We start from the raw sequence: 25,465 nt of genomic DNA, 5'->3' as shown, positions 1-25,465 counted from the left end.
GTTTCCTTCTTGGAATGGGCGAGAGCGCCACCGCAGACAAGGCTTGCGAGTGCGGTCGTCAGGATCAGTCTCTTCATCTCGGGTTCCTCCTCTGCATCGAGCCTGCCAGACCCGTCACGGACCCGGCAGGCGGCACGCTTATTTCAACTCGGTGACGGTCAGCTTGCCGCGCACGCGCTCGACTACGAACTCGATCGACTGGCCTTCCGCCGCCTTCTCGAGCATCGCCGGATCGGCGACCGAGAAGACCATCGTCATGGCGGGCATGTCGAGATTGGTCAGCTCCTCGTGCTTGATTGTCAGTTTCTGACCCTTCTCGTCGACCTTCTGTACGACGCCCTTCGTGAAGTCGGCGGCGAAGGCCGGCACAGCCAGCAGAAGGGCGAAACATGCAGATGCCAGCGTTTTTATGATTTTGGACATGGGTATCTCCTGTTCTGTCCGATTGTGAACGGGTTATTTCGATGCGACGGTCAGCTTGCCGTGCATGCCCGCGTCGTAGTGGCCAGGGATGAGGCAGGCGAACTCGAAGTCGCCGGCCTTGGTGAAGGTCCAGACGATCTCGCCGCTCTCGCCCGGCTGCAGACGCACCGCATTGGGATCGGCGTGTTCCATTTCCGGAAAGCGCTCCATAAGCCCCTTGTGCTCAGCTATATGCGAGCGATCACCGAGGACGAACTCGTGTTCGAGTTCTCCGTCGTTGCGGATCGTAAGACGAACGGTTTCGCCTTCTTCGACGGCGATCGAGGCCGGTTCGAAGATCATCGCGCCGTCGTCGTCCTCCTTCATGGAGACATCGATCGTGCGGCTTGCCTGTTCGGCTTCGCCTGGCACGCCGACCACCAACTCCGCATCGTGGCCTGCCTCGGCAGGCGCGTGGTCGTGGCCCATCGAGCCATGCATGTCGCGATGCACGTCTTCGCTTGTGGCTTTGTGGCCGTCACCATGCGCGATGGAGCCATGCTCCATCGTGCCCGTGTGGTGGTGTTCCTGGGCCTTAGCGACCGAGGCCAGAGGCAGCGCAAGCGAGAGCGCGGTCAAGACAGTTGTCATTCGCATCGTATGGTTCGTCTCCTTGAGAAGAGGTCCTTCGGCACCATGCCGGTCAGTGACCTGAGTGGCCGGCGCCATGATCGGGCATTTGGTGGGCAGCCGGCGTGTTCGGCAGGCTCGATCCCGAAGCGCTGCCGTCCGGCGCCGTCGCTGCCTCAGGCAGTTCGCCCGTCCATTCCCAGGCGACCGTCCCGGGGGGATGCTCGTAATCGCCGGGATCCTCGTAGTCCCCGGCCTCGAGCCCGTCGCGCACCTTCATGACGGTGAACATGCCGCCCATTTCGAGCGAGCCGAACTGGCCCCAGCCGGTCATCATCGGGATGGTGTTGTCGGGTAGCGGCATCGACATCTCGGCCATGTCCGCCATGCCCTTGGTTCCCATCGGCATGTAGTCGGGCTGGACGGCCTTGATCTTGCGCGCGACCGCCGACTTGTCCGCGCCGATGAAGGTCGGCACGTCGTGGCCCATGGCGTTCATGGTATGGTGCGACTTGTGGCAGTGAAGCGCCCAGTCGCCGGGATGAACGGCGTCGAACTCGTAGGCCCGCATTGCGCCGACGGGAATGTCGATCGAAACCTCGGGCCAGCGTGCCTCGGGCCGCACCCACCCGCCGTCCGTGCAAGTCACCTCGAAATCGTAGCCGTGCATGTGGATTGGGTGGTTGGTCATGGTGAGGTTGCCGACCCGCACCCGCACCCGGTCCCCGGTCCCCGCGACCAGCGGCGCCACATCGGGAAAGATGCGGCTGTTGATCGTCCACATGTTGAAGTCGGTCATCTCCATGACCTTCGGCAAATAAGAGCCCGGCTCGATGTCGTAGGAAGAGAGCAGGAACACGAAGTCCCGGTCGACCGGCATGAAGTCCGGGTCCTTCGGGTGGATGACGAAGAAGCCCATCATGCCCATCGCCATCTGCACCATCTCATCGGCGTGCGGATGGTACATGAAGGTGCCGCTCTTCACCGCGTCGAACTCGTAGACGAAGGTCTTGCCGGGCGGGATCGTCGGCTGGGTGAGGCCGCCGACGCCGTCCATGCCGCAGGGCAGGATCATGCCATGCCAGTGAATAGTCGTGTGTTCGGGAAGCTTGTTGGAGACGAAGATGCGCACCCGGTCGCCCTCGACGCATTCGATCGTGGGACCGGGCGACTGGCCGTTGTAGCCCCAGAGATAGGCGGTCATGCCCTCGGCCATCTCGCGCTCGACGGGCTCTGCGACGAGGTGGAACTCCTTGACGTTGCCGTTCATGCGGAAGGGCAGCGACCAGCCGTTGAGGGTAACGACAGGATTGTAATGCGGCCCCTCGCTCGGATGGACCGGCGGCTGCGTGGCCGCACTCTCCATGACCGGGGCCTCGGGCAGCCCCATCGCGGAGGTTCGCGACCAGGCGGTCGCGCCGGCAAGCGCCACGCCGGCGCCGAGGAAATTGCGTCTCGATACCATGATGTCTCTCCGGATCAGTGTTCGGCCCCGCCGCCTTCGGCGACGGCGGTTTCGGTCTCGGCGCTCGGCGCACCGCCGAGACCGCCTGTGATGGCGGCCGTCAGGTCCGCATCGGCGAGGTAGAAATCGCGCTTGGCCTGCAGCGCGGTCAGGATCGCGCCGAGTTTCGCCCGCGTATCGGCCAGAAGGTCGAAGGTGTTGGTGATCATTCCGTTGTAGGTGAGGAGGGATTCCTTCTCGACGGTCACCCGCAGGGGTACGACGCTCGATTGGTAATGCCGGGCGATGTCGTGACGTCCGCGATAGGCCTTGTAGGCGGCCCGCGCCTCCGCACGAATATCGACAGCCTTGGCTGCGAGAAGGTTCGCCGCCTTCAGATACTGGAACTCGGCCTTGCGCAAACGCGCCTGGCCGCTGTCGAAGATCGGAATCTCGATGCCGGCCTCGATCATGCCGGAGACGATGTTGTTCGTCTCCTCGCCGCCCTCTTCTGTCTCCTCGACCTCCTCTTCCACCTCGATACCAGCGGCGAGATCGAGATCGGAGACGTAGCGCGTCGCGTTGGTGAGCCCGTAGGACCGCGCAAGCGCTTCCAGTTTGAGCCGGGCGACCTGAAGATCGACCCGGTTGCGCAGGGCTTCGGCTTCCACCGAGCTGTAACCCCTCAGACCGCCCGGCAGACCGGGCAGCGAGTTCGGCACCTCGAAGTCGAGGTCTTTGCCCCAGACGCCCATCACCCGGTAGAGACGCTCCTTGGCGAGATTGGCCGCTAGGCGCGCCTCGGCCGTCTGACCGGTAATCTCGGCATAGAAGGCCTGTTCGCGAGCCTGATCGGCCTTCGGCATGGCGCCGGTCCGCCCGAGTTCGCGGGCGAGTTCGGCGGCGGCGTCGGCGGCGGTCTTCGCTTGATTGAGAGAGGACACCGCCTCCCAGGCGGCGACCGCCTCGATCCACGCGCGGCGGGTTTCGGCGCTGAGTGCCAGCGTCGCATCGACGGCCCGCAGCTGGGCCTGAAGAAGCCGCACTTCCGCGACATCGAGCCGCCTTTCGCGGGTCAAAAGCCGGGTCAGATTGGCGGCGACGATGGACTCGATCGTGCGCCCCACACCGATACCGCTATATCCGACGGAAATCGTCGGATTAGCGAGGAGATCCTCCTGCCAGAGATCGGCCACCGACATGCCGACATCGGCATAACTTGCCTGGAGGTTCTTGTTGTTGAGGATCGCGACCTGGATCGCCGCATCGACGCCGACATAGCGGGAGGCGAGAAGGCCGTTTACGCGGCTGCGGGCCGCGGCGGCGTCGGCGGAGTTCTGTATCCACATCGCCTCCTTGCCGAGCCGCTGGGCGGTCTGGCCGGAAACGAGAGAAAAGCCGAGCTCGGTCTCATAGTCCTGCGTCGCGGAAATGCAGGCCGAAAGGGCGAAGGGCAGGCAGGCGAGGGCTGCAAGTTTCAGAAACCGCCTCATTGGCCTGCCTCCGGTACAGCTTCGAGCGGCACTCCGCGATTTCGCCAGGCCTGAGGTTCGGCAACGGATCGTGGCGTATAGGAACCAACGACGGAACCCGCGCCACCCATCGGCGAAACGATCGACGGATCGTCTGGCGAGGGAAACGCCGCAATGTCCGGCAGTCCACGCGGGGCTGGCGCGCAGCCGGCGAGAGCAAGACCGGCGAGAAGGCCGATCCTTCGAATTAAGTTCATGGCATTCGTACACCTGTGCCGGACCATGGAGCGGCAAGCACGGATGCTGCCGGAATGGTCGGGCGGAGCGTTGCAGGGTCGGCCGCGGTGTGTATGTGAATTCGCGGCCTGAACTCGCGAGCCGGTTCGCCTCAAAGCGGAACGGCACGCTGACGCGTCAGAGGAGACGCGAAGGGTTCAGGCGCGTGGAGGGCGTTCGAGGGTCGGCGCCGGCAAGCCAGCGATGTCGTCCTCAAATGTCGCGAAAGTCATTGCCAGGACGATCGGCACCGAAGTCTGCGGCACCAGAATCTGGGGCAGTGCGCTGACGCAATGGATGCCGCAATCGTCGCTCGTGTCGTTCGCAGGGAAGTGCGACGGCGTTAAATGTCGATCGTTACTCGAATGATGCGGAGCATGAGAATTTTCCGCCCCATGAGCGTGCATTCCCATCGAGACTTCGATCACTGAATGGTCAAAGTGTTCGCCGGCGACAGCGGAGGGGGCCTGAAGGATCGCACTAGCCAAGAGTATGAACACGGCAAAAAGCCGTGTCATGCATCTCAGAAAAGCGAGCGATCGGTCCATGACTTTCAGATACCAATCTTGGTCTCCTGCCGCAATGGAGTTGATGCCACAGTGCTCGGCTGATCAAAGGATCCGCCGGATAGTGTATATCGGAACAACTGGCTCGTCCCTTTAGGCGAGGCCATTCGGACGGAAAGCTTTGCTCGGGACGATCCGGACTACGCAGAACTCGTGCCGGGTTCGAGAGAGCCTGTCGAGTTCTAGCAGCCAAACATCAACATGCCGAATGACATGATGGCCATGGGGCTACCGCAACAGATATGCGATGCGGTGCTGAGTTGCCGTCGTTTCTGGAAAGCGGCAGTCTTTGCGCGCAGAAGATCAAAGCCTACGCGAAGGTCATCCTTTGCCAGGTAACCGGCAAACTATGCGTCGCGAAAAAGATGGCACTCCCAACGGGACTCGAACCCGTGTTTCCGCCGTGAGAGGGCGGCGTCCTAGACCGCTAGACGATGGGAGCGTTCAGACCGGCTTGACATAGAAGCCGCTGAAGGCGGGCGCAAGAGATTTCAAACCCCGGCATTCGAATTTCTTTGTGAAATCTTCACGAGGCCGGCACGTCGAAAATGTGCCTGAAGCCGCGCTTCATTCGTTAGGATCCGTCGGCACAGGTTCGATCCTATATTCGGCGAGGATTTCGCCGTTTGCCTCCGATACACTGAAGAGACTTATCCCGCTCGCCTGGCGCACGGTGAGAAGTATCCGGCCTTCGTCAATCGCGGTATAGACAATCTCGGCGCCAGCCGGGAGCGCGATGGCGATCGGGTCTCCGGTCCGGGCCGGCTGCGGCGCAGGCGCTCCCATCGTCCGATAGATTATAACGCCGAAGACAGTCATTACCGACAGAATCAGAAACCCCATCGAGAACACGAGCAGCCGGACCAGCTTGCGCCGCAGCCTTTCGGCCGCGGGATCGAGAGGCTTTTCGTCTTGGTTTGCGTCGTCGATGGTCATGGGTCGTCTTTGCCTGTCCCGTCCAGTCGCGCGATAAGCGGAGTGACACATCGCACTACAGGCGGGACGGTCATGGAGACAAGAGAGTACACGGTCGAGGCGGAAGAAGCCGGCATGAGGATCGACGCATTCCTCGCGGGCCGCTGTTCGCCGGAACTCTCCCGGGCACGCATACAGTCGCTAATCCGCGCCGGAGACGTGACTGTGGGCGGAGTGGATACGGCAGCGGCGAAACGTAGGGTGAAGGAGGGCGAAGCCGTGGCATTGCGCGTTCCGGCGCCGGCCGAACCCGAGCCCGAGCCCGAGGACATCCCGCTGACCATCGTCTTCGAGGATGCCGACCTCGTCGTGGTCGACAAGCCCGCTGGTCTCGTCGTCCATCCCGGACCCGGTAATTGGAGTGGCACGCTGGTCAACGCGCTGCTCCATTATTGTGGAGAGGAATTGTCCGGCATCAACGGCGTAAAGCGCCCCGGCATCGTCCACCGGCTCGACAAGGATACGAGCGGACTGCTCGTGATCGCAAAGACGGACATGGCCCATCGTAGCCTCGCCGAACAGTTTGCAGCGCACGGCTCGGATGGTCGGATGGTGCGGTCTTATCGGGCGATCGTCTGGGGTACCCCCGTGCCGGCGGTCGGACGGATCGAGACGATGCTAGGCCGTTCGTCATCAGACCGGTTGAAACGCGATGTCGTCGCTGCAACGCAGCCTGATGCCCGACAGGCTATCACCGATTATCGCATTCTTGCCGGAGCCGGCCGGGCAGCCGGCGCGGAAGCCTCGCTTGTCGAATGTCGCCTCGCCACTGGGCGCACGCATCAGATACGTGTCCACATGGCACATATCGGCCATCCGCTCATCGGCGACGTCGTCTACGCGTCCGGTTTTGCGAGCAAAGCCAAGGCGTTGGAAGAGCCAGCTCGTACGACAGTCGAAGCCTTTCGACGGCAGGCGCTGCACGCGGCGGAACTCGGCTTCGTCCATCCAGTCACTGGAGACGCAAAACGCTTTTCGAGCGATCTGCCAACCGACATGCGGGAACTTGCGGCGGCACTCGGGATTGCACTTTCAGGAAATCAACAGCCTTAGGTGGGTAGCGAGTGAACGCCCGTCAACGCGATTTTCCTCGCTGAACCGTACATTCGGGCGTTCGAATACCCATATGGTAGATAGCGGGTGCTGAATCGGGCCCGTGGATGTCCGGCTTCAAAAGCGGGCGAAAAGGATGGAGGGACCTTCATGGCCCAGATGAATTTACCCAGCATTGCTTCGGGCGAAGGCGGGCTCAACCGGTATCTCGAGGAGATTCGTCGGTTCCCGATGCTTCAACCGGACGAAGAGTATATGCTCGCGAAGCGCTATGCCGAGCATGACGACCGGAATGCCGCGCATAAGCTCGTCACGAGCCATCTGCGGCTCGTGGCAAAGATCGCGATGGGTTATCGCGGCTACGGCCTGCCGATCGGCGAGGTGGTTTCGGAAGGCAATGTCGGCCTCATGCAGGCTGTAAAGCGTTTCGACCCGGAACGCGGCTTCCGATTGGCGACCTATGCGATGTGGTGGATCAAGGCTTCGATCCAAGAATATATCTTGAGGTCGTGGAGCCTTGTCAAAATGGGAACGACCGCCAATCAGAAGCGCCTCTTCTTCAACCTGCGCAAGATGAAAAGCAGAATTCAAGCGCTCGAAGACGGTGATCTCAACCCCGATCAGGTCAAACAGATCGCGACGCAACTCGGCGTTTCCGACGACGAAGTCATATCGATGAATCGCCGACTTTCGGGCGATGCATCGTTGAACTCGCCGCTGCGGGCGACCGAGGGCGAGTCTGGCGAATGGCAGGACTGGCTCGTCGATGAAAACGAGTCTCAAGAGGACGTCCTCGCGCAGCAGGACGAGCTCGACCAACGCCGCGGCATGCTCAAGCGCGCGATGGGCATCCTCAATGATCGCGAGCGCCGCATTTTCGAAGCTCGCAGACTGTCGGAGGATCCGATCACGCTTGAGGCGCTTTCCGGTGAGTTCGACATTAGCCGCGAGCGCGTTCGACAGATCGAAGTCCGCGCCTTTGAAAAGGTGCAGAAAGCGGTGCAGGAAAACGTAGTCGCCGATCGACAGGCGCTCCGACCCGTAGAGGGCGGTGCGACGGCCTGATCGAAATTGCTCGCCCGCCTTGACTTGCTGAGGCGCGTGAGTATTGTCCCGCCGAAATCCGCCGGCGCTTCGCGCGTCGGCGGCATCGCGTTTGCGCCATGGTCCTGTTGGGATGCGCGGCTCACGTGATCTCCAGATTGAAAAACCGCCCTCCCCGCTGCCGGCAATCGCCGCACCGCTCGGAGGTTTTGAAGAACGACGGAAGATACGATGGCCAAGGCGACCACGATCAAGATCAAGCTGCTTTCGACGGCAGACACCGGGTATTTCTATGTGACGCGCAAGAACAGTCGCACGATGACCGACAAAATGGTCAAGCGGAAATACGATCCGATCGCACGAAAGCACGTCGATTTTCGCGAAGCCAAGATCAAATAGGTTCGCGATCGATTGTTGGTCATCGACGGCCCGCAAGGTGAAATGCAACGCCGCCCGTGAGGGCGGTGTTTTTTTGCGTACGCCGTAAAATGCAGAAGCAGTTCACGTCGATTTTCGAGAGAAAAGAGAAAGTGGCCGGCCAGCCTGCTCAACGGCACGAGGACACCGTATACGAGCGAGGCTGACCGACCGCCCCACGGGACCCAGGAGATGCGGCGGACCTGAGCATTCCATGGGGTGACTAAAACGCATCTCTGTTCACAGATAAGCGTTGAAACCCTTGTATTGAACGTGGCCGATATATGAGTCGTTTGCAACGAGAATCGTCGCAATTGCAGCGGTTCCGTATGGACGTAGTTAATAATCTTGCAGAATTGTAAGGCTTCAGATGTCGTTGCGGGCCATCAATTGACAAACACTCGCTGCGATCGACGAGAACAAGTAATCTAAATCTTCGCAGTGCTCTTTGATTGAAGGTCTGGTGGGAAGTTTGGCTATCTTCAGCCGCGTCACGCCGCAATTGCGATCTGGTTCCTGCCTGCGGACTTCGCCCGATAGAGCGCAGCGTCCGCTGCACGCATCAGCGTCGAGACTTCCTGCCCTCCCCGAGGGAAGATCGCAAGTCCGACACTGACAGTGACGGGAAGCTCCAGCGCATCCGAGATTATGAACGGTCGTGCCTCGATGGCGGCCCTGAAACGCTCTGCGGTGACCCGGGCCGTGCGCTCGTCGGCGTTCGGCAGAAGCACCGCAAATTCCTCGCCTCCGATCCGACAAGGAAGATCGCTGGCGCGAACGCTGGCCTCCAGCCGGCGAGCGAATTCACGTAAGACAATGTCGCCACCGTCGTGACCGTAGGTGTCGTTGATCCGCTTGAAATGATCTATGTCGGCGACGATGAGTGAGAACGTGCCTTGCCGTCGTTCGGCCTCGGTCACCGCACGCGACATATGGGTGTTCAAGAAGCGACGGTTGTGCAAACCGGTCAGCCCGTCGATGACGGCGAGTTCCAAGGTGCGTTCGAGAGTCATCCGCAGTGTTTCCCCATAGTGGAAACGTGCCAGCTGCGTGCGCGACCGAGCGACGAGCTCGTTGCAGTCGACCGGCCGCTGAACATAATCGTACGCACCGATTTCGAGGGCTTTCGCCGCGGTCCTATCGTCGTCGGCGGCCGTGATCGCGATGATCGGCATTCCGCGGGACTTTTCACTTGCCCGGCAGCGGGCAAGAAAGCGTATGGGGTCGGTGCCGTTGCCGCCGACCAGATCAACGACTGTGAGCATCACCTGTCGTTTCTGAACCGCCGCGAAGGCCGTGTCATAATCGGCGAACTCGCGGACGCTTCCGATTGTCTGCAGACTGCGGGCGATGCGCGCCTGCAGTCGTGCATGGTCGCTTACCACAACGATTTCAGGCAGCTCCGAAACGGAACTCGGCGCAAATTCGGCTTCTGTCAAAATTTCGGTTGCGGTATCGGCACGTCGCCGCAATTCATCCGTCATCTGCTTGAGGCGCGTAAGGCTTCGCACTCGGGAGAACAGCGGCAAATCGCGAACCGGTTTCGTCAGGAAATCGTCCGCTCCCGCTTCGAGCCCACGAACCCGGTCGGACGGCTGGTCGAGCGCAGTGATCAGAACGACCGGCAAATGGGTGGTTCGCGGATCGGACTTGAGCGCCCTGCACAGTTCGAAGCCATCCACCTCGGGCATCATGACATCGCTCAGCACGAGATCGAGTGGCTCCGAACGGCAGATCGCGAGAGCCTCCTCGCCATTCGACGCCTGAACCACGTCGAAATATTCTGCCGTGAGCCGCGCTTCGAGCAGCTTCAGGTTGATCGCGCTGTCGTCGACAATCAGAATGCGTCCACTCATCTTGGTTCCCCGTCAGCCCTCGCCGAGAAAGGAGCGTATCGTCTCGATAAATTTTGGGACCGAGATTGGCTTGGAGATGTAGGCTTCACAGCCGCCCTCCCGGATACGCTCTTCGTCCCCCTTCATGGCGAAGGCCGTGACCGCGATGACCGGAATGCGTTGCAGTTCCGGATCGGCCTTCAGCTGTCGCGTCACATCGAGGCCGGAAATCTCGGGCAGTTGTATATCCATCAGAATGAGGTCGGGTCGGTGTTTGCGGGCAAGATCGACTGCGTTGAGACCGCTGCTTGTCCGGATCGTCTCATATCCGTAAGCTTCGATCAGATCGCGAAAAAGCTTCATGTTGAGTTCGTTGTCCTCAACGATCATCACGGTTTTCGCCATCGGGTTTCTCCTGCCTCGACCTTCGGCCGAATATTCGCTATCGCGTTCGATCATTACGCGCATTTCGTTGAAGATTTGGGAATCGGAACCCCTCCGTTCATTAACGATAACAGGGAGTTAATCTTTGGCGGCACTTGAATCGAGCAGCGTGGCTGGCGCCGAGACGATCGCGATCGACGGACTGTCGTTCATCGCCTCCGACGAACACCTGTTCTCGCGCTTTTGCGGGATTACAGGGTTGACGGCCGGCGAGATGCGCGCCGCTGCATCCGAACCCGGCTTCCTTGCCGGCGTCCTGGACTTTATCCTGGCGCATGAACCCACGCTGATGGCCTTCTCGGACGAAAGCGGACATGCGCCACAGGCAATCGGCGCAGCTGCCCGGCAACTTCCCGGCGCTACTCCGCACGGCTGGGACCACCCATGAAGCCGGAGACTCGCGGCGTTCCGATAGCCGACATCCCCAAGACATGTGATGCGCTCGTCGTACTCGATATCGACGAGGTCATTCTCGAATTCATCGGGCCGTTCGACAACCTCCTCGCCGAACACGGCGCCCGCCTGCACTTCGACAGCTATAAACTGACCGGCAATGCTCGCTCGCTGTCGACAGGCGCTGCGCTCAGTGGGGGTGATCTCGACGGCATCATGCAACGCCTTTATGCCGAGCAGGAGACGCGGCAGGCACCGGTTGCGGGAAGCCGCGAAGCACTGGCACGGCTCGCCGCGCATGCCGACATCGTCTTCCTGACGGCGATGGAGCCGCGTTTCTACGATGAGAGGCGGCGGACGCTCGACGAAGCAGGCCTGACCCATCCGATGATCGCCACCGAGCGCTCCAAAGGCGGCGTCGTCGCCGAGCTTTCGGAGCGCTGGCAAGGGCCGGTCGTTTTCGTCGACGATCTGGCGCCCAATCTGCAAACGGTCCAGCGCAGCGTTCCGCGAGCCCGTCTGGTGCAGATCATGGCCCATCCTGGCTTTCGCCCGCACCTGCCGCCGCTGCCTAAGGGCGTCTATTCTGCCAACGATTGGTGGGATGCTGCTGGTCATATCGAGGCGATCCTCCGAGCACCGATCGCGGAAAATCTCGTTCGACCTCAGAACGCGAACCGGGCGGGATGACAGCCCCGACCGCCGCGTTCAGCGTCTGCCGCGACTGCCACCGGATCGGCGGCGAGAACCGGCATCGTTGCGCGGCTTGCGGCAGCCCGCGTGTCGTCGCTCACAACGAACTCGGCAGCCTAAGCCTCGCCCATCTCGATTGCGACGCTTTCTATGCCAGTATCGAAAAGCGCGACGATCCGAGCCTTGCGCAAAAGCCCGTCATCGTCGGCGGCGGCACACGCGGTGTCGTTACCACTGCCTGCTACATCGCCCGCATTCGCGGCGTCAGATCGGCCATGCCGATGTTCAAGGCGCTGAAGCTCTGCCCCGAAGCGACCGTCATCCGCCCGAACATGGAAAAATATGCCGGTGTCGGCCGCGAGATTCGGCAGATGATGCGCGATCTGACGCCTCTCGTGCAGCCGGTCTCGATCGACGAAGCCTTCATGGACCTCAAAGGCACCGAACGGCTGCATGGGGAGCCGTCCTCCGTCACGCTCACGCGTCTCGCCGCGCGGATCGAGTACGAGATCGGGGTTAGCGTCTCGATCGGTCTTTCACACAACAAGTTTCTCGCGAAGATGGCGTCCGATCTCGAGAAACCGCGCGGTTTCTCGGTCATCGGACGGGCGGAGACGCGCGACTACCTGCGCGCGAAACCGATCTCCGCGATCTGGGGTGTCGGCGATGCCATGGCGGCAAAGCTCAAAGCCGACGGGCTGACAATGATTTCGCAGCTTCAGGACATGGACGACACGGATTTCATCCGTCGGTACGGTGCGATGGGGCTGCGGCTGTCCAAGCTTGCGCACGGTATCGACGATCGCTCGGTCGAACCGGACGGCGAAGCAAAGAGCATCTCTGCCGAGACGACCTTCAACTGCGATCTTCACCGGGCGGACGATCTGGTTCCAGTTTTAAGACGTCTCTGCGAGAAGGTCTCGGGCCGTCTCAAGGCCACCGATCTGGCGGCAACTGGCATCACCCTCAGACTGAAGACCAGCGATTTCAGGCTGCGCACGCGCCAGCGCAAGCTTCAGGATCCGACCCGCCTCGCCGACCGCATCTTTGCCGCCGGCCGATCGCTGCTCGAACATGAACTCGACGGGACACGCTTCCGGCTAATCGGCATCGGCTGCTCCGGTTTCGCGCCGGCTGCGAGTGCCGATCCGGACGATCTCGTGGATCCGGGTTTCGCCAAGCGCGCCAAGGCCGAGGCCGCTCTCGACAGTCTGCGCAACCGCTTCGGCCAGAAGGCGATCGAGACTGGCTATACCTACGGCGCCCCCTCCCCGAAATCGGAGCCGCGGCGGCCCTGAGCCTGGCAGCGATGTTCAGACCAGTTCGACGTCGACCACGCCGTGAGCTGCCTTGATGGCGCTCGCGATCTGCGGCGAAACCCGATATTTGTCGGCCAGCATAATTTCGACCTCGCGGCCGCCGTCATCGCGCAGGAGGACGATTGAGACCTCGCTGTCGCCGTTCGGCTGAAGATGGCTCTGGAAGGCGTCGATCGGGTTCTCGTCACGCAGAAAGATGCGCAGCGCCTTCTGCATGCGGACCGCTTCGTCCTCGAGCGACTGCACATTGCTCGCCCGGAACGAGACACCCTCCGGGCGTTCTTCCGCCTGCGCCGTCACGATAACCGAGGCGCCGGGCTCCATGACGTCGCGAAAGGCGTAGAGCGATTCGGAGAACAGAACCACCTCGTATTGCGCGCTCGCGTCGGACATCTGGATGATGCCGATCTTGCCGCCAGAGCGCGTCTTGCGCTCCTGCCGGCTGGTGACGGTGCCCGCGAGCCGAACAGCGCTGGCCCCGCGCTTGACCGCTGCGACGGCATCCGCGTGGGACTGGACGCGAAGCCGTTTCAACGTGGACCGGTATTCGTCGAGCGGATGGGCCGACAGATGAAAACCGATCGCCTGAAATTCGCGCAACAGCTTTTCGGACGCCGTCCACAGGGGCGCCGGGCCCAGCCGTAACGGCTCGGGTTCGGACGAGAAGGCGCCGAAAATGTCGGCCTGCCCTGACGTGCGGCTTTCTGCGATCCTGGCCGCATAGCCCATCATCCGCTCGACATTACTCATCAGCACCGCGCGTTCGTGGCCGAAGCAGTCGAACGCACCGGCCGCGATGAGGAACTCGAAGGTCCGCTTGTTGATGATCTTCGGATCGACACGGCCGCAGAAGTCCTCCAGCGACTTGAAAGGCTTGTCGCCGCGTTTCTCGACGATGTGGTCGACCGCATGCTCGCCGACACCCTTGATCGCCGCTAGCGCATAAAAAATCTTGTTTCCGGAGACCTCGAACTTGCGGAACGACGTCTGGACTGACGGCGGCACCACCTCAATGCCGAGCCGCCTCGCATCGAGGCGAAATTCGTTGAGCTTTTCCGTATTGCCCGCATCGAGGGTCATAGAGGCGGCAAGAAACTCGGCCGGATAGTTCGCCTTAAGATAGGCCGTCTGATAGGCGACGAGCGCATAGGCCGCCGCGTGGCTCTTGTTGAAACCGTAGTTGGCGAATTTGGCGAGCAGGTCGAAGATCATGTCTGCCTGCTTCTTCTGAATGCCGCGCTCGACCGCGCCATCGACGAAGCGTACCCGCTGCTTGTCCATCTCCGCGCGGATCTTCTTGCCCATCGCGCGGCGAAGCATATCCGCCTCGCCCAGGGAGTAGCCCGAGAGGACCTGTGCGATCTGCATCACCTGTTCCTGATAGATGATGACCCCTTGGGTCTCCTTCAGGATCGGCGCAATCTTCTCGTGGATGAAGTCCGGCTCTTCCTCGCCGTGCTTCCGTGCGTTGTAGGTCGGGATGTTCTCCATCGGGCCGGGACGATAGAGCGCGACGAGCGCGATGATGTCCTCGAAAACGTCGGGGCGCATGCCGATCAGCGCCTTGCGCATGCCGACCGATTCCAGCTGGAACACGCCGACTGTCTCACCGCGGGTCAGCATGTCATAGGTCGGCTTGTCGTCGAGCGGGATCGCCGACAGATCGATCTTCGTCTGCTTGTTGAGCTCGACGTAGGAGACCGCAGTCTGCAGCGTCGTCAGGGTCTTGAGGCCGAGGAAATCGAACTTCACGAGCCCGGCCGGCTCGACCCATTTCATGTTGAACTGGGTCACCGGCATGTCGGAGCGCGGGTCCCGATACATCGGAACCAGCTTCTGAAGCGGGCGATCGCCGATGACGATACCCGCCGCATGGGTCGATGCGTGTCGGTAAAGGCCCTCGAGCTTGAGCGAAATGGAGATCAGCCGATCGACGATCTCTTCCTTCTCGCGCGCTTCCTTGAGCCGTGGCTCTTCTTCCAGCGCCTGGGCAAGGGTCACCGGGTTTGCGGGGTTGGCCGGTACGAGCTTGCAGAGCTTGTCGACATGGCCGTATGACATCTCCAGCACGCGGCCGACATCGCGCAGCACCGCCCTCGCCTGTAAGGTTCCGAAGGTGATGATCTGTCCGACCTGCTCGCGCCCGTATTTTTCCTGCACATAACGGATTACCTCTTCGCGGCGGTCCTGGCAGAAGTCGATGTCGAAGTCTGGCATCGAGACGCGCTCGGGATTGAGGAAGCGCTCGAAGAGAAGCGAGAAGCGAAGCGGATCGAGATCCGTGATCGTCAGCGCATAGGCAACGAGCGAGCCAGCACCGGAGCCGCGACCCGGCCCAACTGGAATGCCGTGATCCTTTGCCCATTTGATGAAGTCGGCGACGATCAGGAAGTAGCCCGGGAACTGCATCCGCTCGATAATCGTCAGTTCGAAATCGAGGCGTTCCCTGTATTCCTCGACCGTATGGCCATCGGCAATGCCGAGCTTCTCCATCCGGCGATCAAGCCCTTCGAAGGCCTGACGGCGGAGCTCCGCAACTTCGGCCCTCTCCGCGTCGGCGGGATCGGCATCGGCGCCGGCAAAGCGTGGCAGGATCGGTTGCCTTACCTTCGGGCGGAAATTGCAGCGCCTGGCGATCTCGATCGTATTCTCGAGTGCTTCTGGTAGATCAGCGAATAGCTCCGCCATCTCGTTTTGATTTTTCAGGCAATGGTCGCGAGACAGACGGCGGCGATCCTCGTGGCTGACCAGCCGGTTGGAAGCAACAGCGAGCAGCGCGTCGTGTGCGTCGTAGTCCTCCGCACAATAGAAGTAGGGCTCGTTCGTCGCCACGATCGGAAGGTTGCAGCCATACGCCAGTTCAAGCGTCCCCGCTTCGAGCCGGCGGCTGTAGCCATGCTGTCGCTGGAGCTCGACATAGAGCCGGTCGCCGTAGGCCGTCTTGAGCCGATCTAGCCGGGCTTCGGCGATCGGTCGACGTTCGGCGGCAATTGCGAGGCCGATCGGACCAGAGGGTCCGCCGGTAAGGGCGATCACACCCTCTGCGAGATCGTCAAGCCAAGACGCCTTCACATGGGGTCGGACGTTCGCCTCGTGGCCAAGATAGGCCTTGGATACGATCTCGACGAGATTGGCGTAACCGATATCCGACGACGCGATCAGTACCACAGGTGCAGGCGACAGTGCAGCTTTTTCGCGGTCGTTTTCGCCGTCTTCGAAATCGACGTCGAGCTGACAACCGATAATCGGTTGCAGTCCGCTTTTCGCGGCCTTTTCAGAGAATTCGAGCGCGCCGAAGAGATTGTTCGTATCCGCGATTCCCACTGCCGGCGCGCCGTCGGCCAGGGCAAACTTGATGATCTGATCGAGCTTGAGCGCGCCTTCGAGCAATGAAAACGCGCTGTGACTCCTCAGGTGGATGAACGACAGGCGATCCGTAGTCTCGGTCATACCTCACCTCCTACCTTCACTGCCGAGCTGCCTTCGACACCTCGCTCGCCTAACCCTCTTCAAATACTTGCGACGTGCGTTCGGATAAACCGCCAGTCTCCACCACTTCCACAGTTTTCAAGACTGACGATGGACCCTTCGGAGGTGCGCCGGTCGCCGTGGGCACTTCTGCGACGATGGCTCAGATCCCGTGTGCGATCATCATCAAAGACAAGACGAACCCTGCAACCGCGACCAATGAGGCAAGATCCTTCGTCAATCCGACCATCGACATTCTCCCGATTTCTCATTGCATGACTGTATTTGTTCTTGTTTTGTTCTAATTGTCAAGCACGGAAGGGTTTACGCCAGCCCCACACGTCATGCGCAGCGGCATCCCTTTGAAATATCGTGATTTGTTCGGATCGGATGAGCCGGCGGCCAGGCAGCGGTCAACTGGTCTTCGCGACGACCTGCCCATTTTCCAGTGTGACAATCCGGTCCATCCGGTCCGCAAGGTCGTAGTTGTGAGTCGCGATCAGAGCCGCGAGACCAGATTCGCGGACGATCTCCGTCAGCGATTGGAAAACGTGGTCGGAAGTCGACGGATCGAGATTGCCGGTAGGCTCGTCGGCAAGGAGCACCTGCGGCTCGTTTGCGACGGCACGGGCAATGGCGACCCGTTGCTGTTCTCCGCCAGAAAGTTCTGCCGGGCGATGATCCGAGCGGGCGGCAATCCGCATATGGTCGAGCAGTGTCTTCGCTCTCGCCGAAGCGTCGTTGCGCGAACGCCCTAGTATCAACTGCGGGATCATGACGTTCTCAAGGGCCGAGAGTTCGGGCAGGAGATGGTGGAACTGGTAGACGAACCCGATTGAACGCCTGCGCATAGCCGTCCTGGCCCTGTCCTCCAACTTCGAGCACTCGCGGGCGTCGACCATGACCTCCCCGTTGTTTGGCTTCTCCAGAAGGCCGGCGATCTGAAGGAGGGTCGATTTCCCAGAACCGGAAGGGGCGACGAGCGCCACCATCTCACCGCGAGAAATAGCGAGATCAGCGCCCTTCAACACGACGAGTTCCTTCTCGCCCTGGATGAAGCTACGTCCGACATTCTTCAGTTCGAGGGCGGCGGTCATTCGTATCGCAGAGCCTCGACGGGATCGAGCCGGGACGCCTGCCAGGACGGGAGGATCGTCGCGAGGAATGACAGCCCGATCGCCATCAGAACGACGAGGGTGACTTCGGAGGCCTGGACCTCCGCCGGCAGTTCGCTGAGGAAGTAGATCTCCGAATTGAATAGATCGACACCCGAAAGCCAGGAAAAGAATGCGCGGATGCTCTCGATGTTGAGGCAGAAGAGTAGGCCTAGAACGAAGCCGGCGATCGTGCCCGAGACGCCGATCGAGGCACCGGTGATGAAGAAGATGCGCATGATCGAGCCGCGTGTCGCGCCCATGGTTCTGAGGATCGCGATATCGCGTCCCTTGCCCTTCACCAGCATGAAGAGGCCGGAGATGATGTTGAGCGCCGCTACCAGCACGATCAGCGTGAGGATGATGAACATCACGTTCCGCTCGACCTGAAGCGCGGAGAAGAAGGACTGGTTCTGGCTTTGCCAGGTGACTGAATAGACGGGTCTCTGAGCGGCCGCTTCGATCGCGGGCTGGAGATCGGCGACATTGTCGGGATCATCGACGAAGACTTCGACCGACTGGGTCTCGCCTTCCGAATTGAAGAAGAGTTGGGCCTCCGAAAGCGGCATATAGACATAGGCTGCATCATATTCCGACAGGCCTATCTCGAAGATCGCATCCACCGGATAGGATTTGACCCGAGGAGTAGTCCCGAGAGGCGTTACGTCGCCTTCGGGCGAGATCAACGTGATCCGGTCTTCGATGCGAAGACCCAGCCGCTCGGCCAGCCTTGCACCGATCGCGACCCCCTCGCCCCCGTCGAAATTCTCGATCGAGCCTTGCGAGATATTGTCGGAGACCGGTGTGAGGCTCTTCAGCGAAGCCTCCGAAACGCCCTTCACGAGCGCGCCGGAGGAGGACGTGCCCATGCCTTGGGAGAGGATCTGGCCCTGAACGAGCGGCATGGAATAAGCAACGCCAGGCACCTGATCGATCCGCTGGGCGACCTCGTCGTAATCGCTCAGCGGCTGATCGATCGGCATCACGATGACATGGCCATTGACGCCGAGAATGCGGCTGAGAAGCTCCGTACGGAAGCCGTTCATCACCGACATGACGATGATGAGCGCTGCAACGCCGAGCATGATGCCGACGAAAGAGAAACCGGCGATGACGGAGACGCCCGCTTCGCGCTTGCGTGAACGCAAGTAGCGACCGGCGAGCAGCCATTCGAACCGCGAGAACGCCGAGGCACCCTTGCTGTCCTGTTTTAAAGACGGTTTCGCCATATCGGCTGCTGTCGTGCTCACGCCTTCACCTTGGCGATAACCTGGTCCATCGGAATGGTCTCGCGCGCGCCGCTTGCGCGATCCTTGACTTCTGCTTCACCGCTCTTGGCGCCACGCGGGCCGATGATGACCTGTGTCGGCAGACCGATAAGGTCCATCGTCGCGAACTTGCCGCCGGCCCTGCCTTCCTGATCGTCGTAGAGCACGTCGATACCGGCCTGTTTCATTTCCTCGTAGATCTTTTCGCAGGCTGCGTCGCACTCGGCGTCGCCCGGTTTCATGTTGATCAGCCCCACATCGAACGGCGCAATCGAGCGCGGCCAGATGATGCCAGCCTCGTCGTGGAAGGCTTCAATGGCGGCGGCGACGAGCCGGCTCGGCCCGATGCCGTAGGAGCCCATATGTACGGGCACGTCTTTACCGTCCGGCCCCGTGACGGCCGCGTTCATCGCCGCGGAATATTTCGTGCCGAAATAGAAGATGTGGCCGACCTCAATGCCGCGCGCATTAAGCTGATGGTTTGCCGGCACCGTATTCCAGGCGGTCTCGTCGTGCATCTCATCGGTCGCGGCGTAGGGCGTCGTCCATTTCTCAACGATCGAGGCGAGTTGCCCTGCATCGTCGAAATCGATCGCCTCGGATGGGATCTCCATCCCGAGATAATCGCGGTGGCAGAAGACCTCGCTCTCGCCGGTCGAGGCGAGAATAATGAATTCGTGGCTGAGGTTCCCGCCAATCGGGCCAGTATCGGCGCGCATTGGGATCGCTTGTAGACCGCAGCGGTCGAACGTCCGCAAATAGGAGACGAACATACGGTGATAGGCGGTCTGCGCGCTTTCGAAGTCGAGGTCGAACGAATAGGCGTCCTTCATCAGAAATTCGCGGCCACGCATAACGCCGAAGCGCGGACGCACCTCGTCCCGGAACTTCCACTGGATGTGATAGAGGTTGAGCGGCAGGCTCCTGTAGGACCGAACATAGGAACGGAAGATGTCCGTCACCATCTCCTCGTTGGTCGGCCCGTAGAGAAGATCGCGTTTGTGCCGGTCGGTGATGCGCAGCATCTCTTCGCCGTATGCGTCGTACCGGCCGGATTCGCGCCAGAGGTCGGCCGACTGGATCGTCGGCATCAGAAGTTCGTTGGCGCCCGCCCGATTCTGTTCCTCGCGAATGATCGCGCAGACCTTGTTCAGCACCTTCAGGCCGAGCGGCAGAAAAGTGTAGAGACCCGCTGCCTGCTGTCGGATCATTCCGGCCCGCAGCATCAACTGGTGGGAGACGATCTCTGCCTCTCGCGGCGTCTCTTTCAGTATCGGCAGAAAATAGCGCGACAATCGCATGGAATGTTACCGTCGTTTCGGCGGGATGGGATCGACCCCAGATCCGGGGCAAGCCCGGCGTTTACCGGTTCGAAACCCATATGGAAAGCGGCATTTCCATGGCGCATGCAGTTCAAGTGATGCACGAGCAGATAACGCAATATTCGTTATTTAAACACTTCAGATGACGACTTTAATCTGCGTATTTTAAGTGCAAATCTGCATGTTGCTCAAATGACGAAGTGCGCTTAAATTTCGCGTGACAATCCATGACGACTTGCCTATCGTCCCGCTCGTCGTCACGGCTTCGTCAGAAAAGCCGGGCTGAGCGGTCTAGTCTTGGGAGGACGAGATCTCCGGCGCGGGTCAACCGCTGCCACATCCACTCGGATCGGTGCGAGATCCAGACACGCGAGTTTTCAAATGCAAGGTTTCGGCCTTGCATTTTTTTTGCCCCGCGAAAGCATCTGGCGCAATTGGACTTTCGGGTGAAGATTGCGACCCGATCAGGTCGAAGGATCGGGGATGATCTCAGGGAAATCGGCCAAGCTGAACCCGAGGACTTCGGTGACCAGATAAAACAGAGCGAATACGATGACGGCGACAATCGTCGTGATGCCTGCCTTCTTCATCATATGCGGATTGGTCGGTGTCTCTTCCTGAGTACCGAGAAGCTGCGCCTCATCGTCGGGAATGCGGTTCCCGAACGGCAAGACGGCGAAAAGCGCTGTCCACCAGATGATGAAGAAAATCGCGATCCCCGAAACCCAGCCCATGGATTACCTCCTCAGTCCTGAGAGCCGGGCGATCATCAGTGACCGCCCGACGCTTTCGATATACCCGAGCCATGCTCGGAGCACTCAGACTTCTTCCAACTCAGTCAGCGTCCCAAACAGATCGGACGGATGAAGAAAGATCACCGGCTTGCCATGCGCTCCGATCTTCGGCTCACCATCGCCGAGGACACGTGCGCCGGTCGCCGTCAGCCGATCGCGCGCCGCGCGGAGATCGGAAGTCTCGTAACAGACATGATGCATACCGCCCTTTGGGTTCTTGGCAAGAAACGCCGCGATGGGCGAGTCTTCACCTAGCGGTTCCAGAAGCTCGATTTTTGTGTTGTCCAATTCGACGAAGACAACGGTCACGCCATGCTCAGGCAGCGCCTGCGGCTGGGAGACCTTTGCGCCAAGAGCGTCTCGGTAGCGCTCGCTCGCGGCTGCGAGATCGGGCACTGCGAGAGCGACATGGTTCAGACGTCCGATCATTGGCTCTTCGTCAGTCCATCGAGATGAAGACGGTGGTCATCGGCTTCTTCCCCCAAATCTCCTGAGCCGCATTGCGAACGGCACGCCGCACGGCCTCCCGTACGGTACTCGGATCCTTCCGGCGGCCGTGCGGGATGCTTTCCACAGCGCCTGCGGCCGCGTCGACGAGAAGATCCTCCAGATCTTCTCCCTCTTCGTCCTCGATTGGAAGACCGATGGAGACGAGATCGGGGTCGTCCTTCAGGTTGCGCTTTGAATCGAGCTCGATCAACACCGAGACCTGACCGACAAAGGACAAGCGCCGGCGCTCGATTATGCCCATGTCCTCGGCGGTGCCCAGCAAGTGACCGTCTTTATAAAGGCGGCCGAAGGGGACTTCGTCGATGACGGCACCCTTGCCAGGCGAAAGCTGGACGAGATGGCCGTTGCGGGCCTCGACGACGTGCTTCACGCCGAGTTCACGAGCGAGATCAGCGTGAGCCGCCAGATGGGCCGGCTCGCCATGAGCCGGGATCGCCGTTTGCGGGCGGATCCATTCGTACATCTTCTTCAACTCATTGCGCCTCGGATGGCCGGAAACGTGCACAAGCCCGTCGCCGTCCTCCATGATCTTCACGCCGCGTTCGAGGAAGGCGTTCTTGATCTCAATGATCGGCTTCTCGTTTCCTGGAATCGCTCGGGACGAGAAAATGACCATGTCGTCCTTCGAGAGTGCGACGCTCGGATGTTCATCGCGCGAGAGCCGCGCCAACGCCGCGCGGGACTCGCCCTGGCTGCCGGTCAGGATGATCACGACCTTGTCGCGCGGGATATGGCCGAAATCCTGTTCCGACAGGAACTCGGGCACATCGTCCATATAGCCGGCTTCACGGGCGACATCGATGGTCCTACGCATCGAGCGGCCCATGAGCAGAACCTGACGCCCGGCGTCGGTCGCGGCTCGTGCGACCGACCGAATACGACCGACATTGGAGGAGAAGGTCGTCACGGCGACGCGGGCCTTGGCGCTCATGATGATCTTGGTCAGCGAAGCTGCGACCTCCGCTTCGCTCGGGCTTTCACCCTCTCGCATGGCGTTGGTCGAGTCACAGACGAGGGTCATGACGCCCTCGTCGCCTATCTCGCGCAGCCGCTTCTCGTCGGTCGGCTCGCCTAGAACCGGCGTTGCATCGATTTTCCAGTCGCCCGTGTGGAGAACCGTTCCAGCGTCGGTTCGGATTGCGAGTGCCACAGGATCGGGGATCGAATGGGTCACGTTGATCGCCTCGATCTCGAACGGGCCGATCCTAAACCGGTCGCCGGCTTTGAACACCTCGACAGGTATCTTCGGCGCCCCGGGCTCCCCCTCGCGCTTTGCAGCTAGCAAGCCTGCCGTAAATTCGGTGGCATAGACCGGCGCCTTCAGGCGAGGCCACAGATCGAGGAGCGCGCCGTAGTGATCCTCGTGGGCGTGCGTGATCACGATGCCCTTCAAGGCCTTCACGTGGTCTTCGATGAAGCGGATATCGGGAAAAACGAGATCGACGCCGGGCATATCGGGCCCTGCGAAGGAAATGCCGCAATCGACCATGATCCATTCGCGGTCATGCTCGGGCCCATAGCCATAAAGGGCGAGGTTCATACCGATCTCGCCAATGCCGCCGAGCGGCACGAATACCAATTGTGTCAAGCTTTCATTCTTTCATGCGTTCAGCGCGGCGCTGATAATGCGCCGTCGCAGGTTTATCATTCCGTTTTCGTTCGTTGACCGCGCCACGTTGAACCGCGTCGCGAGATGTCATCAGGGTGCGGAACCGGGCTGGAAAGCCTTCTTTCCGCATACTCGAGTCGCAAGCGCTTCGATCCGAAGAGAGCGCTCAGCTGAAAAAAACATCGCCCGCCGATATAGGTCGTCTCGTGCCATCCGCGAACCGGAGGATCAACCGTCCATCCGCGTCGAGCGTCTCGAAGATGCCTTCTAGCGTCCGGTCCGGGAGGCGAACGGTGCAGGGTCGACTGAGACCAACGGCGTGCTCGAGCCAATCGCTGCGAATGTGGGCAAAGCCCGCTCCGCCGTCAAATCGTAGAAGCTGACGATGCCACTCTTCCGCTAGCACCTCGAAGACCGGTTCGGGGCCCGATCGATACCCCTCGTCCTGCAGCGAGGTCACGCCGTAGGGCGCATCGCTCGGCTTGTGCGCGATATTGATGCCGCAGCCGAGGATAAGCGCCTGCCGCCCGCTTGGAAGCCTGCTCGACTCCAACAGGATACCGACGAGCTTCTTACCGTCGATGAGGATGTCGTTCGGCCATTTCATCTGTGCGGAAGCCGGCGGCTCCACGAAGCGCTGCACAGCGTTGCGTATGGCGAGCGATACGACAAAGGGAAGCTTGGCGAGTTCGGCCGGCGGCGCGACGTCGATGCCGAGCCAGCTCGCATAAAGATTGCCGGCTTCGGAAACCCATTTGCGACCCATCCGGCCGCGACCTTCGAGTTGACGTTCCCCAGTAATCCAGAGATCGCCCGGATCGCCGGATCGTGCGGCTTCGAGGGCCAGGGTATTGGTCGAGGAAACTGCCGCGAACGAGAGCCGGCGATACCGCGTCGATCCCGCCCGCATTGTCGATCAGAAAAAGGACTGCGCGGCTTCTCCAGCCGCCGCGAAAACGGGACCGCCGACGAAGAGATAGATCGGGAAGACGAAGAGCCCCGCCACCCAGAGCACGAGCTTCAGCTCGATCGGCGCAGGCAGGAAGGGCTTCGCCTCCTCGTCAAACCACATCAGCTTGACGATGCGCAGGTAGTAGTAGAGGCCGACGACGCTGGCGAGAACGCCGATCACTGCGAGCGCATAGAGGCCAGCTTCCACCGCCGCCATGAAGACGAAATACTTCGCGAAGAAGCCGGCGAGCGGCGGCAGTCCGGCGAGCGACAGCATCATGATCGTCAGGAAAGTCGCCATCACCGGATTGGTCTTCGACAGGCCAGCGAGATCCTCGATCTGGTCGGCCGGTCCGTCGTCGCGGCGCATGGAGAGGATCACCGCGAAAGTACCGAGTGTCGTCGCAAGATAGATCGCCATGTACAGCGCGACGCCCCGCACGCCTTCCATGTTGGCAGCCGCCAAGCCGACGAGCGCGTAGCCCATATGACCGATTGAGGAATAGGCCATCAGGCGCTTGATGTTTTTCTGGCCGATCGCGGCGAAGGCGCCGAAGCCCATCGAGGCTATCGAAATGAAGATGATAACTTGCTGCCAATCGACGACGACAGGCAGGAACCCCTCCATGGCGAACCGCACAAGGAGCGCCATGGCGGCGATCTTCGGCGCACCGGCGAGCAGCGCCGTAATCGGCGTCGGCGCACCCTCGTAGACGTCCGGCGTCCACATGTGGAACGGGACGGCGGAAATCTTGAAGGCAAGGCCGGCCAACAGAAATACGAGGCCGACGAGAAGTCCCAGCGAGCGTTCACCGGCGGTCAGCGTCTCGGCGATCGCCGTCAGTTCGATCTGGCCAGTGAAGCCGTAGATCATCGATGCGCCGTAGAGCAGCATGCCGGAGGACAGAGCGCCGAGAACGAAATATTTCAGGCCCGCTTCGGTCGAGCGCACGCTCTCCCGGTTGATCGCCGCGAGCACGTAGATCGCCAGCGACTGCAGTTCCAGGCCCATATACAGCGAGATCAGGTCACCGGCCGAGACCATGACCAGCATGCCGAGAGTCGACAGGACGATCAGCACCGGGAATTCGAAGCGATTGAAGCGCTCGCTCTCGGCATAACCGGCGGACATCACAATCGCTGCCGCCGATCCGATGAGCACGAGGATCTTCATAAAGGAGGCGAAGCTGTCGCTCACGATCGAGCCGCCGAAAGCGACGCCTTCAGGTGCAACGAAGACAAGCCAGAGCGCGGCGATGATGAGCAGCGCCACCGAAAGTGCGGTGACGAGTTGCGCGCTCTTGCCGCCCATGAAGACACCGACCATCAAAAGCACCATCGCCCCGATGGTCAGGATGAATTCGGGCCCGGCGATCGACAGGCTGCTCGTGAGCATGTCCGAAACCATGTGCTAGCGGTCCCCGCT

The 25,465-nt window shown here is 60.9% G+C and carries 23 protein-coding genes and 1 tRNA gene; 6 read left to right on the top strand and 18 right to left on the bottom strand.

What is annotated here, in order from left to right; all coding sequences use genetic code 11:
• Positions 1-138 precede the first annotated feature (138 nt).
• The 7 genes from FP2506_RS03485 to FP2506_RS03450 all read right to left on the bottom strand — a co-directional run bounded on the left by FP2506_RS03485 (position 139) and on the right by FP2506_RS03450 (position 5,726).
• Positions 139-423 carry a copper-binding protein gene (locus FP2506_RS03485; protein WP_007066004.1) on the bottom strand — a complete coding sequence of 95 codons (285 nt, stop codon included), beginning with the start codon at positions 421-423 and terminating at the stop codon, positions 139-141.
• Between the two features lie 33 nt (positions 424-456).
• Entirely contained in the window at positions 457-891 is a 435-nt protein-coding gene (locus tag FP2506_RS17860; protein ID WP_425277087.1) for a cupredoxin domain-containing protein, read from the bottom strand.
• Positions 892-1,105: 214 nt separating this feature from the next.
• On the bottom strand, positions 1,106-2,497 hold the full coding sequence (locus FP2506_RS03475; protein WP_007066002.1) for a multicopper oxidase family protein: 1,392 nt from the start codon (positions 2,495-2,497) through the stop codon (positions 1,106-1,108).
• Positions 2,498-2,511: 14 nt separating this feature from the next.
• Entirely contained in the window at positions 2,512-3,969 is a 1,458-nt protein-coding gene (locus tag FP2506_RS03470; RefSeq protein ID WP_007066001.1) for a TolC family protein, read from the bottom strand.
• Complete coding sequence (locus FP2506_RS03465) at positions 3,966-4,205, bottom strand: hypothetical protein (protein WP_007066000.1); 240 nt, start codon at positions 4,203-4,205, stop codon at positions 3,966-3,968. Before FP2506_RS03465 ends, FP2506_RS03470 begins: the two co-directional genes overlap by 4 nt.
• A 951-nt stretch (positions 4,206-5,156) precedes the next feature.
• Positions 5,157-5,232: transfer RNA gene (locus FP2506_RS03455), tRNA-Glu, on the bottom strand.
• Between the two features lie 125 nt (positions 5,233-5,357).
• Positions 5,358-5,726, bottom strand: coding sequence for a hypothetical protein (locus FP2506_RS03450; RefSeq protein ID WP_007065997.1), 369 nt, complete (start codon positions 5,724-5,726; stop codon positions 5,358-5,360).
• A 72-nt stretch (positions 5,727-5,798) separates the two neighbouring features.
• Here FP2506_RS03450 and FP2506_RS03445 point away from each other — a divergent pair, with 72 nt between their 5' ends.
• From FP2506_RS03445 to rpmG, 3 genes are all read left to right on the top strand, one after another.
• Positions 5,799-6,818, top strand: coding sequence for an RluA family pseudouridine synthase (locus tag FP2506_RS03445; protein WP_007065996.1), 1,020 nt, complete (start codon positions 5,799-5,801; stop codon positions 6,816-6,818).
• A 150-nt stretch (positions 6,819-6,968) separates the two neighbouring features.
• Positions 6,969-7,883 carry an RNA polymerase sigma factor RpoH gene (gene rpoH / locus FP2506_RS03440; protein ID WP_007065995.1) on the top strand — a complete coding sequence of 305 codons (915 nt, stop codon included), beginning with the start codon at positions 6,969-6,971 and terminating at the stop codon, positions 7,881-7,883.
• 210 nt (positions 7,884-8,093) lie between these two features.
• Positions 8,094-8,261 (top strand): 50S ribosomal protein L33, encoded by a 168-nt coding sequence (gene rpmG, locus FP2506_RS03435; protein WP_007065994.1) that lies wholly within the window; start codon positions 8,094-8,096, stop codon positions 8,259-8,261.
• 509 nt (positions 8,262-8,770) lie between these two features.
• Here rpmG and FP2506_RS03430 read toward each other — a convergent pair.
• Both FP2506_RS03430 and FP2506_RS03425 read right to left on the bottom strand, forming a co-directional pair.
• Positions 8,771-10,135: a PleD family two-component system response regulator gene (locus tag FP2506_RS03430; protein WP_007065992.1), complete on the bottom strand. Its 1,365-nt coding sequence runs from the start codon at positions 10,133-10,135 to the stop codon at positions 8,771-8,773.
• A gap of 12 nt (positions 10,136-10,147) precedes the next feature.
• A complete protein-coding gene (locus FP2506_RS03425) occupies positions 10,148-10,519 on the bottom strand; it encodes a response regulator (protein WP_007065991.1) in 372 nt (123 codons plus the stop codon).
• A gap of 124 nt (positions 10,520-10,643) precedes the next feature.
• On the opposite strand from FP2506_RS03425, the gene FP2506_RS03420 reads away from it, so the two are divergent.
• The 3 genes from FP2506_RS03420 to FP2506_RS03410 are packed head-to-tail and all read left to right on the top strand — an operon-like array spanning position 10,644 to position 12,942.
• On the top strand, positions 10,644-10,946 hold the full coding sequence (locus FP2506_RS03420) for a DUF3572 domain-containing protein (protein WP_007065990.1): 303 nt from the start codon (positions 10,644-10,646) through the stop codon (positions 10,944-10,946).
• Positions 10,943-11,641, top strand: coding sequence for a hypothetical protein (locus FP2506_RS03415; RefSeq protein ID WP_007065989.1), 699 nt, complete (start codon positions 10,943-10,945; stop codon positions 11,639-11,641). Before FP2506_RS03420 ends, FP2506_RS03415 begins: the two co-directional genes overlap by 4 nt.
• On the top strand, positions 11,638-12,942 hold the full coding sequence (locus FP2506_RS03410; protein ID WP_007065987.1) for a DNA polymerase IV: 1,305 nt from the start codon (positions 11,638-11,640) through the stop codon (positions 12,940-12,942). Before FP2506_RS03415 ends, FP2506_RS03410 begins: the two co-directional genes overlap by 4 nt.
• Before the next feature lie 15 nt (positions 12,943-12,957).
• Here the strand turns inward: FP2506_RS03410 and dnaE are convergent, their stop codons facing one another.
• The 9 genes from dnaE to nuoN form a co-directional block, all read right to left on the bottom strand.
• A complete protein-coding gene (dnaE, locus tag FP2506_RS03405; protein ID WP_007065986.1) occupies positions 12,958-16,413 on the bottom strand; it encodes a DNA polymerase III subunit alpha in 3,456 nt (1,151 codons plus the stop codon).
• 431 nt (positions 16,414-16,844) lie between these two features.
• Entirely contained in the window at positions 16,845-17,528 is a 684-nt protein-coding gene (locus tag FP2506_RS03400; protein ID WP_007065984.1) for an ABC transporter ATP-binding protein, read from the bottom strand.
• Positions 17,525-18,835 carry a lipoprotein-releasing ABC transporter permease subunit gene (locus tag FP2506_RS03395; RefSeq protein ID WP_425277082.1) on the bottom strand — a complete coding sequence of 437 codons (1,311 nt, stop codon included), beginning with the start codon at positions 18,833-18,835 and terminating at the stop codon, positions 17,525-17,527. Before FP2506_RS03395 ends, FP2506_RS03400 begins: the two co-directional genes overlap by 4 nt.
• Complete coding sequence (proS, locus tag FP2506_RS03390) at positions 18,832-20,154, bottom strand: proline--tRNA ligase (protein ID WP_007065982.1); 1,323 nt, start codon at positions 20,152-20,154, stop codon at positions 18,832-18,834. Before proS ends, FP2506_RS03395 begins: the two co-directional genes overlap by 4 nt.
• Before the next feature lie 485 nt (positions 20,155-20,639).
• Positions 20,640-20,909 (bottom strand): DUF1467 family protein, encoded by a 270-nt coding sequence (locus tag FP2506_RS03385; protein ID WP_007065981.1) that lies wholly within the window; start codon positions 20,907-20,909, stop codon positions 20,640-20,642.
• 84 nt (positions 20,910-20,993) lie between these two features.
• Entirely contained in the window at positions 20,994-21,398 is a 405-nt protein-coding gene (gene mce / locus FP2506_RS03380; RefSeq protein ID WP_007065980.1) for a methylmalonyl-CoA epimerase, read from the bottom strand.
• A gap of 10 nt (positions 21,399-21,408) precedes the next feature.
• Entirely contained in the window at positions 21,409-23,019 is a 1,611-nt protein-coding gene (locus FP2506_RS03375; protein ID WP_081448394.1) for a ribonuclease J, read from the bottom strand.
• Between the two features lie 235 nt (positions 23,020-23,254).
• Positions 23,255-23,998: a biotin--[acetyl-CoA-carboxylase] ligase gene (locus tag FP2506_RS03370; protein ID WP_007065977.1), complete on the bottom strand. Its 744-nt coding sequence runs from the start codon at positions 23,996-23,998 to the stop codon at positions 23,255-23,257.
• A gap of 6 nt (positions 23,999-24,004) precedes the next feature.
• Complete coding sequence (nuoN, locus tag FP2506_RS03365) at positions 24,005-25,447, bottom strand: NADH-quinone oxidoreductase subunit NuoN (RefSeq protein WP_007065976.1); 1,443 nt, start codon at positions 25,445-25,447, stop codon at positions 24,005-24,007.
• Between the last annotated feature and the right edge of the window lie 18 nt (positions 25,448-25,465).

It is taken from the genome of Fulvimarina pelagi HTCC2506 (assembly GCF_000153705.1).
In the GTDB taxonomy this organism is placed as follows: Bacteria; Pseudomonadota; Alphaproteobacteria; order Rhizobiales; family Rhizobiaceae; genus Fulvimarina; species Fulvimarina pelagi.
Note: the sequence above shows the minus strand (reverse complement) of the source record. Positions and strands in the feature narration are given on the sequence as shown.